General features: G+C 48.8%; 13 protein-coding genes. 6 read left to right on the plus strand and 7 right to left on the minus strand.

What is annotated here, in order from left to right; all coding sequences use genetic code 11:
* Nucleotides 1-142 precede the first annotated feature (142 nt).
* Nucleotides 143-1,498 carry an ABC transporter permease gene (locus tag Enr17x_RS01505; RefSeq protein ID WP_145305488.1) on the minus strand — a complete coding sequence of 452 codons (1,356 nt, stop codon included), beginning with the start codon at nt 1,496-1,498 and terminating at the stop codon, nt 143-145.
* Nucleotides 1,499-1,562: 64 nt separating this feature from the next.
* The gene (locus tag Enr17x_RS01510; protein ID WP_145305489.1) at nt 1,563-2,237 is read right to left on the minus strand and encodes an ABC transporter ATP-binding protein; all 675 of its coding nucleotides are present in this window, start codon (nt 2,235-2,237) and stop codon (nt 1,563-1,565) included.
* 313 nt (nt 2,238-2,550) lie between these two features.
* Between Enr17x_RS01510 and Enr17x_RS01515 the strand changes: the two genes are divergently transcribed.
* The 3 genes from Enr17x_RS01515 (at nt 2,551) to Enr17x_RS01525 (ending at nt 6,013) form a co-directional block, all read left to right on the plus strand.
* Nucleotides 2,551-3,828 (plus strand): L,D-transpeptidase family protein, encoded by a 1,278-nt coding sequence (locus tag Enr17x_RS01515; protein ID WP_145305490.1) that lies wholly within the window; start codon nt 2,551-2,553, stop codon nt 3,826-3,828.
* Nucleotides 3,829-4,000: 172 nt separating this feature from the next.
* Entirely contained in the window at nt 4,001-4,561 is a 561-nt protein-coding gene (gene pyrE, locus Enr17x_RS01520) for an orotate phosphoribosyltransferase (RefSeq protein ID WP_145305491.1), read from the plus strand.
* Nucleotides 4,562-4,603: 42 nt separating this feature from the next.
* Nucleotides 4,604-6,013, plus strand: a complete 1,410-nt coding sequence (locus Enr17x_RS01525; RefSeq protein WP_145305492.1) for a glucose-6-phosphate isomerase — start codon at nt 4,604-4,606, stop codon at nt 6,011-6,013.
* Between the two features lie 72 nt (nt 6,014-6,085).
* Here the strand turns inward: Enr17x_RS01525 and Enr17x_RS01530 are convergent, their stop codons facing one another.
* Both Enr17x_RS01530 and Enr17x_RS01535 read right to left on the minus strand, forming a co-directional pair.
* On the minus strand, nt 6,086-6,592 hold the full coding sequence (locus Enr17x_RS01530) for a 3-hydroxyacyl-ACP dehydratase FabZ family protein (RefSeq protein ID WP_145305493.1): 507 nt from the start codon (nt 6,590-6,592) through the stop codon (nt 6,086-6,088).
* Between the two features lie 179 nt (nt 6,593-6,771).
* Nucleotides 6,772-7,728, minus strand: coding sequence for an HAD family hydrolase (locus Enr17x_RS01535; RefSeq protein WP_145305494.1), 957 nt, complete (start codon nt 7,726-7,728; stop codon nt 6,772-6,774).
* Between the two features lie 1,019 nt (nt 7,729-8,747).
* On the opposite strand from Enr17x_RS01535, the gene Enr17x_RS01540 reads away from it, so the two are divergent.
* Together Enr17x_RS01540 and Enr17x_RS01545 are read left to right on the plus strand one after the other, a co-directional pair.
* Nucleotides 8,748-9,320 (plus strand): helix-turn-helix domain-containing protein, encoded by a 573-nt coding sequence (locus Enr17x_RS01540; RefSeq protein WP_044238118.1) that lies wholly within the window; start codon nt 8,748-8,750, stop codon nt 9,318-9,320.
* A gap of 203 nt (nt 9,321-9,523) precedes the next feature.
* A complete protein-coding gene (locus tag Enr17x_RS01545) occupies nt 9,524-11,185 on the plus strand; it encodes an ArnT family glycosyltransferase (protein ID WP_198000907.1) in 1,662 nt (553 codons plus the stop codon).
* A 5-nt stretch (nt 11,186-11,190) separates the two neighbouring features.
* On the opposite strand, the gene Enr17x_RS01550 is transcribed toward Enr17x_RS01545, so the two are convergent.
* From Enr17x_RS01550 to Enr17x_RS01560, 3 genes are all read right to left on the minus strand, one after another.
* The gene (locus tag Enr17x_RS01550; RefSeq protein ID WP_145305496.1) at nt 11,191-12,222 is read right to left on the minus strand and encodes an SMP-30/gluconolactonase/LRE family protein; all 1,032 of its coding nucleotides are present in this window, start codon (nt 12,220-12,222) and stop codon (nt 11,191-11,193) included.
* Between the two features lie 88 nt (nt 12,223-12,310).
* Nucleotides 12,311-12,997, minus strand: a complete 687-nt coding sequence (locus tag Enr17x_RS01555; RefSeq protein ID WP_145305497.1) for an MIP/aquaporin family protein — start codon at nt 12,995-12,997, stop codon at nt 12,311-12,313.
* A 31-nt stretch (nt 12,998-13,028) separates the two neighbouring features.
* Nucleotides 13,029-13,865: a phytanoyl-CoA dioxygenase family protein gene (locus tag Enr17x_RS01560; RefSeq protein ID WP_145305498.1), complete on the minus strand. Its 837-nt coding sequence runs from the start codon at nt 13,863-13,865 to the stop codon at nt 13,029-13,031.
* A 324-nt stretch (nt 13,866-14,189) separates the two neighbouring features.
* On the opposite strand from Enr17x_RS01560, the gene Enr17x_RS01565 reads away from it, so the two are divergent.
* Complete coding sequence (locus Enr17x_RS01565; RefSeq protein ID WP_145305499.1) at nt 14,190-14,774, plus strand: hypothetical protein; 585 nt, start codon at nt 14,190-14,192, stop codon at nt 14,772-14,774.
* Nucleotides 14,775-14,778: the final 4 nt, after the last annotated feature.

A 14,778-nucleotide genomic window follows, 5' to 3' on the forward strand; every position in this document is an offset into this window, starting at 1 on the left:
TCTTTACTCAAGGGACTTCTTTTAATATCCCAAAGATTGTAAAGGCGAAGCATGAAGTGCTGGTGAGAGACATGTGAATACTGGATGAAGAGCGCGCATTTTTTTGCGCACTCTTGAATATCAATTTGATAAATGAAAAAAATCAATCACTTAAGGTACTGGCGACGTCGGTACGATAGGCAGTCATCGCGGGGATGAATCCGACCAGAGACGCCAATACAACCAGAACCGGCAACAGAATCAGTTCGAGGGGACTGAAGGCGAACGGATTGATCAACAGTCCGCTGCGCGCTTCAATGATGGGAGCAGCAATGAAAACCAGACCATGCCCCAATATGATTCCCAAGATGCCCCCTCCCAGACAGAGTAGTACCGACTCGGAGAGAATGATCGTAAATACTGCGGTACGGCCAGCACCCAGAGCCCGCATGATGGCGATTTCCCGTTTGCGGTCGGACATCGAATTATAGATGCTCACAAAAATGCTGACTCCGGAGACAGCAATAATTAACGCGGTGAGCACGATCAACATGGTGCGTACATTCCCCACGATATTTTGCATCAGCCAGCTGATTTGCTGGATCGGATTGACGGCTTGTGCCTGATTGGCTTCTTTTAAATCTGACTGGAACTTGATCGTAGTAAAGCCGCGCAAACGGTCGCCCTTCATCTGAACCAGAATCGCGGTAACCTCTTTCTGGGCGTCGGGAACTTCATGGTCATGACCAGAGTGATCGTGGCCGCTGTGATCATGATGATCGTGGGCCGCCTGTTCTTTCATAATCGCTTTGAGCTTTTCTTCGTCGAGCTTTTCTCCAAAAAATGCGGCTTCCCGTTTCAGTGCTTCATCCAGTGGTTTTTCATGACCGGAAACCTGGTAAAATCCGCGCAGGTTCACGAAGACTGTTCTGTCATTGGGGGTTCCCGTGGGGGCCAGGATGCCGACGATTTTAAATTTTTCATCATGCACGTGCCCCATTTCTGCAGAGCCGTGAATCAGTTGGAATTCATCCCCCATCTTCCAGTTATTCTGTTTTGCGACCACAGATCCAATTACCGCGTCCCAGGTACCGGGCAAGAACTTACCGTCCTTGTTGATCCGAAAATGGCGACCGGGGACATACTCCAGCGCAAAGTAACGGGGAATTGTACCGACAATGGGAAAGCCCCCTTTTTGTGTCACGTCTCCGATGGCAAACGGAATTGCTTCTTCGATGCGGGGGTCTTTTTTCAATTCGGTGTAGTAACGATAAGGCAGATTCTCAATGGGCGCTCCCACACGAAACACGGTACTCAGAACCAGTTGTAACGGGCTGCCTTGCGCGCCGACAATCAGGTCATAGCCACTGGCAGTCTGATTAAACATGCGGTCAATCACGCTGTTGATGACGAGGACGGAGACCATCAGAGTGACCCCCAGGGCAACACTCAAAGCCGTTAAGAGAGAGGCGAGGCGACGTTGTCGGATACTTTTCCAGGCAATAGTCAGAGTATTCATAGTAGGGAATTACTTTGTTCGCTGAGGAATAAAAGATGAAGGACGTCGATAAGAATCATCAAAGCTAAACTTGAGCGTGTACTTTATTGAAGTCGGTTAGAGTTTCCACGCGATCAAACTGTTTGGCCACTTCCTGTGAATGAGTCACCAGCAGCATCGCAATCTGATTCTGGGAACACGCATCCCGCAACAGATGCAGGATGGTTTCCTGATTGGATACATCGACATTCGCCGTCGGTTCGTCGGCCAGTAATAGTTTGGGCTGGTTGGCCAGCGCCCGGGCGACCGCCACACGCTGCTGTTCCCCCACCGACATCTGTTTCGGGTGATGATGCAGGCGATGTTCGAGTCCCACAAGTGACAACAATTCTTTGGCGCGATCGCGGTTCGGCTTCTTACGGGAAAAACTCATTCCAAGCAACACATTTTCTAAAGCGGAAAATGCGGGTAGCAGGTTAAATGTCTGAAACACAAAACCAATGCGCTCGGCTCGAAACCGGTCACGAACCACTTCCGGCATGGATGCGATTTCGGTACCTGCTATGGTCACTTTACCGCTGTCGGCGGCTGTGATACCGGAGATGACATTCAACAGGGTCGATTTTCCTGAGCCGCTTTCGCCGATCAGTACAACCTGTTCATTTTCTTTCAATTCGAATCGCTCGATGTCCAGAATGGGGAGCGTGGAACCATCGGGCTCCTTATAACTTTTTTTTACATTTTCCAGCAGCAGTGACATACTGACCTCGTTTGTAAAATCTGAGAAACAGACCCGGCATTTCGAAAACGGTTCCCGGCGATTGTTTTTGCAAATGTTATGCAATAAGCATGCTGATGCCTAGTGTTGTTTTGGCAAAACTTTCTAATTATTCCTGATCTGGGGCCATGTTAGGATGCCCTTAAATGATTATTAATATACGACTTACGTCTCCGGGGACACAAGAGGAAATCATCCGGATCGCCGTAGGCTTAATTTTGTGTTTTTGCTATAGTTCTGTCTCTCTGATTTTAACCGAACTGTGTATGCATTGTGAATCAAGGATGATGGCAAGATGCGATATCGTAAACGGAGCCGTTTAATCACCCCCTTTCGTCTCTTTATTGTAGCAATCCTGGGCGTAATCGGGACAACCGCCTGGAAGTCTGAGTGGATTCCACTCCAACTGGGCAGTGCACCAACGGGTGCTTTGAATGAGACCTCTTCTCAAGAGGCATCAAAAACGGGGAAGAATCAGCTGGATCCAGAATACGTGGAGCCGGTTTTAGAACAAGAGACCATCATCGCGCAGTCAGAACCTCCGGCAGAAGAGTTGACGGAGGGGAGTGATAATCAGCGTTCCTACCAGAGTCGCGATATCGAAATTCCCCGAATTTACAAACGGACACTGACAGGCGGGATTGTTGAAGCAGCTCCCAAGATTGATTCACCGGTTCATGAAGCGATGGAGCCTAAGCAATTTAAAGGCGCTGCGCAACCTCTGGTCGGTACACAAATTCCAGGTGGCTCACAACCGCAAGCGGCAGACAGAAATGCGCCACAAAAACTAAATCCGCCTGAAGGCATTAAACGAGCCAGCGCACCTGTCATCAAAACAGCAGAGCATGCCAGCTATAAAGAAGAGGTCAGGCAAGACCCTTCTCAGGAGACGACCCCGGACTTGATCGCCATCGATGAATTGATCCAGCAACGAAAAATTATCGACGCGCACAAGAAACTTTCCAAAATTTACTGGAATCAGCCTGAATTGTATCCGGTGATCAAATCACGTATTGAAGAGACAGCGCGGATGATCTACTTCTCGCCGCAACCACACTTCATGACACCGTACGAAATTGAGCCCGGTGATCAACTGCGAAAAGTAGCCACACAATATAAAATTACCTGGGAGTATCTGGCGAAGCTCAATCAGATTGATCCAAAGAAGATTAGACCGGGACAAAAGTTGAAAGTCATTAAGGGACCGTTTGCCGCATATGTTGATTTGAGCGAATTCACTTTGACCATTCATGCACATGGATACTTTGTGAAACGTTACTCCATTGGAACCGGCAAAGATCATTCGACGCCGACCGGTAAATTTCACGTCAAAGACAAACTGGTCGATCCGACGTACTATGGCCCGGATGGTGTGATTGCCAACGATGATCCCATGAACCCACTGGGTGAACGCTGGATTGACATCGGCGATAGTTACGGTATTCACGGCACAATCGACCCGGCATCGATTGGCAAAGCAGAGTCCAAAGGCTGTGTCCGATTGCTCAATGAGCATGTCGCTGAAGTCTATGATCTGCTGGGGGTCAATTCCGAAGTCGTGATTCGCCCCTGATTTCCTGCGAATCTCAAACGCTTTTCATTCTTTGTCTGCGGGGCTGTTTGAATGTTGAATTCCAGCCTGTAGAATACGTGTGGCTGAGCCAATAGCGTCTGTTTGTATGGAACATGCGGTGGTTGGCTCTTCATTATCAGAACACACATTCAGGGTAGAGAAGAGAGCATTCATGTTTGATCGGGAAAAGCTGATCGAGTTGTTTCGAGAGCGTGCATTAAAATTCGGAGATTTCACACTCGCTTCAGGAAAGAAAAGCAGTTACTACCTCGACGGGAAACAGGTCGTTCTGCATTCGCATGGGTTGCGACTTGTGAGTGCCGGCCTGTTAGAGCTGCTGGCCGATGTGGAATTTGATGCCATTGGCGGCATGTCTATCGGCGCTGATCCAATTGTTGCCGGCGTATTGGCGGTGGCCGCCGAGCAAGGCAGATCTTTGAATGGATTCATGGTTCGCAAAGAACCCAAAGGTCATGGCACCAACAAATTTGTCGAAGGCCCTGTGCAGCCCGGAGACAAAGTCGTAATTGTAGACGATGTAATTACGACTGCCGGTAGTGCATTGCTGTCCGTCGATCGTGCCGAAGAATTTGGTTGCCAGGTCGTGCAGGCGATTGGAGTCGTAGATCGATTGCAGGGGGGAGCTGCCAATTTCGAAAAACGGAATATACCCTTCAAAGCGTTATTAACGATCGAAGATTTTGGAATCGAACCGCCAGCAGAAGATGCGTAAGCGTTGTAAGACATTTGAGCTTTGATGAAAGAGAGTTCCCGGATGACAAACTCCATACGTTATGATGACTCAGCGGCCCGTCTTTTAATTGATAATAAATGGTACGAAACACTGCAGCCCGATCTGATTGCAGCCCGTGAGGAAATGCTGCAGGATCTCGAACTGCTGGGGACCGACCAGATACCAGCCAGCAAACAGCCACTCGACGCAGGATTTCAAAATCTGCCACAGCAGTTGCTGGATGAGTACGAAGCTAAAAAAGAGGAAAGCCTGCTGGGAAGAATCGAGGCCAAAGCGCAGGAACTGCGTGAGCAGTCCGATCGGTTCGTTGTATTGGGTATTGGTGGTTCGTATATGGGCATGCGGGCGTTGTTCGAAGCCGTCTGCCATCCTCTGCATAATGAGCTCACCCGCGAACAGCGACAGGGGGTGCCCCGACTCTATTTCGAAGGCAACAATGTAGACAATGATTCTATATCCGCTTTGCGCGAGTTACTGCAGACGAGTTGCGAAGACCCGAGCGATATTCTGCAGCGTTGGAGTCTCACGGTCATCAGTAAATCGGGGGGAACACTGGAAACCGCGGTCGGTTTTCGTTTATTCCGCGAAGCGCTCGAAGCATATTATGGGGCGGATTCGGAAGAGAGCCGCTCGCTGGTAGTACCGATTACGGGACTGGAAGGCAAACTGCGTAACTTTTCCAATGAAAAGGGATACTCGGGCGTCTTTCCGATTCCTGACAATGTCGGTGGTCGCTTTTCCGTGTTCACAGCGGTGGGACTCTTTCCGGCGGCCGTCATGGGCTTGGACTTGAAGCAGCTGTTGCAGGGAGCGGCTGACATGACACACAGGTTTATTTCTCAGCCTATGGGCGACAATCCCGTTTTGGATTACACGGCAACCTGTCACCTGTTTGAGAGAGAAAAAAACGTCTCGATCCGCATCCTTTCTACTTGGGGAAAGCGTCTCGAAGCGTTGGGGCTCTGGTACGACCAGCTCTTGGCAGAAAGCTTGGGGAAAGAAGAAAAAGGTGCGACTCCTTTGACGGTTGTGAATACGCGAGACCTTCACAGCCGGGGACAACAGCACCAGGAAGGAGCCCTTGATAAACTGATCACGAATGTGATTGTCGAGCGTGCGGCCATTGATCCGATAGCGGTGCCGGTTGTGCCTGAAAATGAAAATCAGGATCAACTAAATAAGCTCCAGGGGAAAACGATCCCCGACATTCTGTCTGCCGCCATTGAAGGGACGAATCAGGCGTATTCCGATGCGAATCGTCCCACGGCTGATTTGATCTTGCCTTGTCTGGATGAATATACGGTCGGACAGACCTTGCAGATGCTGATGCTGGCAACCGTACTGGAAGGGCGATTGATCAATATCAATCCCTACGGACAGCCTGGTGTGGAAGCCTACAAAAAGAATATGCAGGAGGTTTTGAATCGCTGATAGAAATACCAGGCTCCTGCAATCGGGAGCCTGGTATTTTGAAATTCTGCAGGGTGGAACTGAATACGGCGACTAAGTTCCGGGGATTTGCTGGTTTTTGTCGATTGGGACTCCGATCATTTGGCCGCTGAAGACCATGTTGCCTTCTACCAGCCCCTGGAAGTTAAATTCTGCCCGCTTACCGGCTCGAATCCGCGCCAGTTGTGCCATGATGACCAGACGCTGGTTCGGAAAAACGGGATAGCGAAAACGAACATCGTTCATGCCACCAAATCCCAGGAAGTCGCCGCCGAGCAACTTAAATTTTCGGGCATAAAAACCAGCCAGTTGTGCCGAGCATTCACAGAGAATGACGCCTGGCATCAAGGGGAAACCGGGCATATGGCCGCGGACCCAGAATTCATCTTCTGTGACATCTTTAAACCCCACAATCCCGTGTTTTTCATTATCGATATGAACAATCCCCGAGAGTTGTTCCATCTCAAATCGCTGAGGGTTAATTTCCCGGATGTCTTCGATTCCGAACAAAGGATTCTCAAAATCGAAGTCAATTCCACCGTAAAGCAACTTGGGAGGCATAGTCTCTTTTCTCCAAAAGGGGCATCATTATGAATAGCCCTGTTTCCCTGGCAGGGGCTATCATCAACTTGAGATGATTTTGACTGGGCAAAATATTGGGATTACCTGAGATTTACAAAGAAATACAGGCAATGGTCATGCTGTTAAACCCGTGATCTTAGCAAAATCGGCAGCATATGTTAATCGAGGATTTCTGCTAATTGGCTTAAATTAGTGATCAATCTGTCAGGTTTCAGGTTGGGATCTCTGACTTCTTCTTTACTGGCCTGCATACTAAGGGAATCACCGGCGAATAAAACCGTTTTGATACCCAACCGTTTCGCGATCGCCAAGTCGTCATGAATACGATTTCCGACATGCAGGATTTCCTGTGGCGAAATATTTAACTGTTCGAAACGATCGATCAATTTTTCATAAAGCGATGCCGATGGTTTGCGGACTCCTTCGCGGTAAGATAGGCAAAAGCATTCCTGGGTGAAGAGTTCGGAAAGCGGTGGCAGTGAACCTTGTGAGCTCAGCCCCCGTAATACGTGTGTCAGAGTGAAAGGCTGTGCATCGGCAAATAAAGCAACTTTTTTACCATACTTGCTTAACTGGCAGAGCGTGGCCAGCGCTTCTGGCATCGGCTGCTGACCTTGAAGAGAGGCCTGGAAGAAGTAAGCCACTTTCAAGCTGAAGTCATCCAGACTCCCATAAAACGATTCATCAAACGTATATTCATTTTTCTGCAGGCGAACAATCAGTTGTTTCCACAGTTCGACCGAGTTGATTTCCGGCTTTTCTCCTTTAGGTACTTTCTGGGAGATTTGCAGGTCTTCCAACAAATTGCGATATTGCGACAGCATGTATTCCCAGGGAGCGCCCGGCTTGCGTGACATGCTGTTCCACATATTGAATTCTTTGATCGTTTTGTCGAGGGCGATCTGCATTCGAAGTTGCTGCTCATGATCAAATAGCAGTTTTCCATCAGAGATATGCAGCAGTGTCCCGTAGACACTGAATGTGATGGCAGAGATCCCTCTTAACGGTTTCAAGAAGGGGGTTGCTTTTGGCGTTATTAGTTCCGGAGCGACAGGCCAGATCAGGTCATCACGATTTGCTAACCATTCAGCATATTCTTGGAGAGATTGCGCCATAGCAATTGAATCATTTCCGTATTGTTGAGGTATTCAGTAATCAGATGGTAAGAAAAGTTGAGAAGAATCGACCTGAGTCAACAGAAGGTCTCGATAACCAGAATTCAGCCGGGCGTCATGATCCGTAAATCTTACCTCATTCAAACTGGATCGCCAGAATGATTGAGGATGTTCGTTGAGTGTGCTCAGATCTTAGACCAGATCTCAATCAGAGAGCAAGCGAAAAACCCGATTTCAGCAGACATTCAGGCAGGGGGAAATTGGCCTGGAATTTTAAAAATGGGGCCAACACGAACCGGTATAACTGGCGTAATAGATTTGACAGATCCAAAACATGGAACCTGAGACAGGTTGCTGATGTCATAACGGTTATCCGCCCGTTTCGAACGTACCAGGTGGAAAAAAGGCAGAATCCTGCGCGAAAAATTCAAGTCACCCAAGAAATTTGGTTCATATCTTAAGTATTTGCCAGAAGTGTATTAAGTGCCTGAATTATAGTGGATTACAGCATAATATTCCGCACAGTTGATTCCTCCCTGCCAGCTAATCCCAGCCTCTCTGTCACTACGGCAGTCTCTCTTGTCAAAGAACTTAAAGTCCTCACGCTAATTTCGTCGATGCAATTAGGGCAGACGGTTGAAACCGGAAAGACGTAAAAACCACGTTGAACCAGTCAACATCAGTTTGATTGATTCATTCCCAATCAATTGTCTGTAAGGGGGGAGAGGACAAGACGGATCTAGTCTGACGAACTGATCTGAATGGTATTGCGATTGTCATTCAGTCCGACCCCAAAAGTATTACGTACCAGATCCCAAATTTCCTTAAAATTAAAGATTGGCATTTTGAAACAGTTTCTGGAGATGCTGTCTCCTGAAACAAGCCCCGACCCAAGACTACACAGGTTACAACGTGAAACTGACTGGCCAGGATAGCCGCAAATGTAGTAGGGGTTAAAGAAGAAGAAATGTAACCATTCTTCGAATAGATTTGCCAAGCAAGTGATTGGAGAGCCCGCAATGAAAACGATCTTCACTACTGGCCAAGTAGCAAAGATCTGTAAGGTTGCACCCCGCACGGTTAGTAAGTGGTTCGACTCAGGTCGCCTGAGAGGATACCGGATTCCCGGTTCTCAGGACCGACGAATCCCACGTGAGCACCTTATTCGATTTCTTAAAGAACACGGTATGCCATTGGGCGAACTGGAAGATGAAGCCATGGGCAAATTGCTGCTCGTTGGGGCTGACACTCAGGTTCGAGCAAGTCTTGATGACCTGATGGCCACGGAAGACTTCAAAATTGAATACGCCGTTAGTGGTTTTGAAGCTGGTATCCAGGCTGAATCATTACACCCTGATTGTGTAATTGTTGATTTTGCTATGGGTCGTAATGAAGCTCTGATGATCGCTCAAAACCTGCGACGTAATAAAGACTACACAGACTCTGTTCTGATTGCTCTGCTCAGCGATGAAGATAACGCCAGCGGATTCGACAGAACTTTGTTCAACGAAACTTTCCGGAAACCATTTGACGCTGCATTACTGGCCGAACGGATTCGGACCTTGGTTGGACGTAAAAAGCAAATCGCCTAATGACGGGCAGGAATGCCCTGAGGTGAGATTGCCAGGGACGTCAGGTTCTCGATATTATGGACGGTCTCGAGAGTACGGCCCGCTGGCCCAACCAGAACAATCGCAAAGGGATTTGCTGGTTTGCGTGAACGACTAAACCCGCCCAAGAGGTAAAACTCTTGGTCGGGTTTTTTTACGCGCACACTTTCTGCATAATGACGGGTATGACTCAACTCAAGCCTCCTTCTGAATCTGAAAACAAACAGCGACCGGCTGCCGCGCTCTGGTATCTAATGCTGGCCTGTCTCGCGTTTGTGCTGGTTGCGGCCCAGCTTGATTGTGCACAGGATTTGAGCCTTACCGGGCCGGGCCCTGGTATGACCGTGGATGAACCCTTCAATGTCGGGCAAGGGGTGTTTCTGGTCAGAGCAATCCAGGTATATGGTTTGGGGGTCATTGCTCCTGAAAGTCTGCGGGAAATCTTTGAACATCCCAACTATCTACCCGATCATCCTCCTCTGGGACGTCTGCTGATTGGTATTGCCCACGAGACCATCGCCGCGTTTGCCGGCAATGATGCGCGTCCGTTTGTTGTAACTTATGGACGCTACGCGTCCGCATTCTGTTTTGCCTGTCTGGTGTTGGTCGTTGGCTGGTTTACTGCCAGACGATCAGGACACACAGCTGCTCTGATTACCGTCGCTTCCTTGATCGCGATGCCACGCCTGTTTGGCCACGCGCATCTTGCCGCTCTGGAGACCGCGACGACTCTCTTTTACGTGAGCACGGTTCTGGCTGTGGTGTACTTTTGGGATACAGAATCACCACCCACTCCCAAACGAGCCTGTCTGACCGGGCTTATTCTGGGGCTGGCTTTGCTGACGAAGATTCAGGCCGTGTTGATTCCGATTCCCGTCATTATCTGGTCGCTTTGGAAATGGCGCCAGAAAGCAATTCTTCCATTGATCTGTTGGGGCGGAATTGGCGTTCTGATCTTCTTTGTCGGCTGGCCGTGGCTCTGGTTCGATCCTGTGGGACATCTCAGTGAATATTTAGGGAGAACGACCGAACGGGCGGCTCTCTATGTCGAATATTTTGGAAGCAAGTACGCCGACCATGATCTCCCTTGGCATTATCCCTGGGTTATGCTGCTGACGACAATACCTGTTGGGCTGTTGGTCCTGGGCTGCGTCGGCGCCACAAAGATCGTACGTGCTTTGAAAGGGAGTCCAAAACGACCCAGCGGAGAAATACTATTACTGCTTTCTTTTCTATGGCCCCTGTTCTTGTTTTCGCTACCTGGAATTACCGTCTATGACGGCGTGCGTCTGTTCTTAATGGTCTTTCCTCTCGCAGCCATTCTCATTGGGCAGGGGGGAGCTTTGGCATTCGACTGGCTACGCCAGCGTGTTCCCAGCAAACCTGCGACCATTGTGGCGGTGCTCCTGTTGTTGTCACAAGCATATGCCACTTTGGCTTATGTTCCCTACTGGCTCAGTTCCTACAGTTTGCTGATCGGCGGGCTGCAGGGAGCGAATGCCGCGGGCATGGAGCTGACTTACTGGGGCGACTCAATTACTGCCGACATGCTGCAGCAGGTTGTTCAGGACGTTCCCGAAAACAGCGTGGTGCAGCTCGCACCGATACTCCATCCGGCTTATCTGCAAATGCTGCAGGAAACCCCGGAAGTGAAACGGAAGGGGATTCGATTAATCCCCTTCGAGTCTGAGAAGCCTGTTTCGGAATATGTGTTGTACTTTCAGCGCAACCCATACCTGCCTGAGATTCTGAAGCCACAGCAAATGGAAGTGGGGCAGGTCATCAGGGAAGTCAATCACCAGGGGGTTGCCCTGGCTCGATTAATTCGTTTGAACAAGGTCCGTTGAAGATCCTATTTCTTGACGGGTAATGAAGGGTGGAACCCGGGGATCTTGCAGGGAATTCGATACAGACCACTTCCAGCAGTGATATACAGGGTGGAAGCATCATCGCCAATTCCAAAGGTACAGTTGGTTGGCAGTGTGGGCGTCGGGATATAAGCCAGTTCTTTTCCTTCGGGAGAAAAGACGACAATCCCAAACCGGCTCTCAGCCCGGAAGGCGGCATAGATATTGCCTTTCTGGTCAACCGTCATGCCATCAATGCCGGTCTCTTTCCCACCAAAGTCAGCCAGCACTTTTTTCTTGCCAAGCGAACCGTCTTTTTTAATCGGAAACGCATTCAGGGTCATTCGTTTTTTCGGATTTTTGGGCGGCTCTTTTTCAAGACCGGTGACACCATTGTCGGTTTCTGCCACATACAGCGTTTTTCCATCAGGCGATACAACAGTCCCATTGGGCTTGGTGATGTCGGTTGTGGCCCGGTGGACCGTTTTGGTTTTGGGGTCGTAGCGGAAGACACTCATGTGATCGAGTTCCAGAGGCTCGGTGCCGACATATCGGGGGTCGGTGAAATAGACCCAGCCTTTGGGGTGAACGACCAGGTCATTGGGTGCGTTGAATTTCTTTCCCTCAAATTTATCAACAATGCACTTCACTTTCTCCTGTTTTGTGATTCGCGCCAGGCATTGTTTGCCGTTATTCGCACCGCAGGCCGCCAGCATGTTTCCCCTCTGATCGATCATCAGACCATTACTTTGTCCGCTATCGGCACTGAAGACAGTCGTCTTGCCAGTGGCAGGATCGAAAGCCATGATTTTTCCCAGACCGCCTGCGAAATTGATATCGCTGAAATAGATAATGCCATCCACGTCGACACAGGCTCCTTCAGTGAAGCCTTTATCGACCCAGAGTTCTTCCACTTTCGATTGCGGAGAGACAATGGATGCGTCTCCCGAAGGGGCAGGTGTCGCTGCATAGACCATGGAACCTGCCAGTCCTGAAAAAGCCACTCCCCAAACAAAGATGTGTTGCCAGTGAATCATGGTTTGTTCCTCTCTGTTGTTTGTAATACGAGCGATTAGTGATTGACTGTGACGATGTGACGCCTTCTTCTAATTCGTCATTTGAGTTTTACGTTTCGAACGTGTCTGGTGTCTCATCTGCAGAAGTCTGATTGTGATTATTACGAACCAGCCACAGTGAAGGGACCGCCAGGATCGCACCGACTATGGGACCAACAAAATAGAGCCAGAGCGAGTTCAGGTTTCCACTGACCAGCGCCGGGGCTAACGAACGAGCCGGATTCATGGATGCACCGCAGATCGGACCAGCAAACATCGCTTCCAATGCGATTACGGAACCAATGGCGACACCGGCCAGAATTCCGGTTTCTTTAGCGCCCGTACTGACGCACAATACGACAAACATCAGCATCCAGGTCAGAACGAGTTCCAGAATCAATGATTGCAGGTCACTGCCGGCCGGAATCGTCATGCCATAATTGGCCAGACCTGGGAAAGTCAGTTTTAGTAACAGGCACGCCGCCATTGCACCGATCACCTGACAGATAATATAAGGAATCACTTCTTTCCCGGGAAAACGCCGCGCGACCCAGAAAGCAATCGTGACTGCCGGGTTGATGTGAGCTCCGGAAATCTCACCAATCGCGTAAATTACCGAAGTGACGACCATCCCAAAGACAAGTGCGATCCCGACATGGGTGACAGTTCCCTCTGATACCTGATTTGTGACGATGGCACCTGCGCCGGAAAACAGCAGAATAAAGGTGCCAAAAATTTCCGCATAGTATTTTTGCATTGGTGGTGGATTCCAGACTGCGGGTCAAAGTTTAGTCGTTTTCAGGACGCGGAGGGTTGAGCCAGTGTCCGGACGGATCAGAACCAGACACAATTACTCCTTTGGCGTTCCAATCCATGCCGGCGCGGACGTCGGCGGCGCAGTAGCGAAGTGTCAAACCACAGCGTCTGCGATCGGATTGATTGGCTTCAGAACCATGCAAAAGCAGATCGGAATGGATGGAAATTTCTCCCGCTTTGAGAGCATCATCAATGGGAGAACCATATTGCTCAGGATTATCAATGGTCTGATTGAGAACATTATCTTCATGGGAGCCACTCGGGCGATAGGTCATGTGTCCAAAATGATGGCTGCCGGCAATAAATCGCATGTTGGCATTTTCAGGGTCAGCATCATCAATGGCCAGCCAGACCGTGACTGCCTTCGAGGGAGACAACGGCCAATAGCTGGCATCCTGATGCCAGGCAACCGATTTACCATCATGAGGCATTTTACAGAAGAAATGCGACCCCCAGGCGATCAGGTTTTCTCCCAGCAGATCTTTCACATACGCTACAATTTTGGGATGTGTTAACAGATCGTAGACCTTACCGTATTTCATATGGGCAGTGCTGATGGAATAGCTGTCCCCGCCGGCTGCGATGACGGCTTCCAGCAGGCGGTCAAAGTACTCCCGATTTTCCAGTACTTCGCGTTCATCGAAAATCGGAAGGCTTCGCAGATAACCGTCCTGATTGAATTGCTCGACCTGCTCAACAGTTAAACGCTTCGGTTTCGTTGTGGTGGAAGGGTAGAACTTCAGATCACGCTCGATTTGAGACAAATCTTCTTCCTGAGGGACTGCCTGGAATTCTTTCGATTCGGCCATGGTGAGTCTCTTTGTGGGTAAGATGGTGAGTCTCTTTGTGGGTAAGATAAAGAGTAAATCAGTCATGAGAGCGATGCGAGGCACCGAACCACCTGACAGAAAACTGGTTCTATTGTAAATAGGGATAGGCTTCGGAACAACTTAGCAGGGGGTGTTTGTACATTTTACTTAGGGAAGGCCAGAGGATTTATGATATGGCAAAAATGTAACTGATAACCAGGGATTGGAATAGGGTGCTTTTCAAGTACTGAAATCGGTCTGTGCTATTCATTTCTATTTATGATTGAGAGAAGCATTAATTGGATGCTATTAAGAATTGAATCTATGATGAACGAAATTAACCGCATTAAGGTAGAAGCAAAAAAAGAAGTTCTGAGCTTACTGCAAAGATGCTTTGAGGTTGATCGATTATTTCCAGAGCTTCAACGGATTTTTCAGTTGATCTCCAGCCGGCTTGTATGGATTGATCCCTTTGTAATTACACTTCAGGAAACAAAAAACAACATAGATCCCTGTTACTATGACCCTGAATCTCAATCTGACTATTCGATCGTCTTGCAGCAGGCTAGTGAATCTAAATATTTATTTAGAGAATTCAACTATTGGAATTTGGACGATGATGTTAAAGAGAACGAGGAAATAGTAAATCAAATCTTATCCTGGTCAGCGACGCGTAAACCCAAAAATGTCAGAGAGATTATGGGGTTGATTAAAAATGGTTTTTGGAGATTTGATACTCAGACAATTCCAAAGCTATCCGCACAATGCCCAGCTGATATACAGGAGCTGATTTCGTGGGATGAGAAGTGTGTCCTGACTGGTACAAATATGCAAAACATGGATGTGATTACCAGGGAGCAATGGAAGCAGGTTGCAGAGAGAGAACGATGGTACAATGATGAAAAGTAACAGG

This window comes from Gimesia fumaroli (assembly GCF_007754425.1).
Classification (GTDB): domain Bacteria; phylum Planctomycetota; class Planctomycetia; order Planctomycetales; family Planctomycetaceae; genus Gimesia; species Gimesia fumaroli.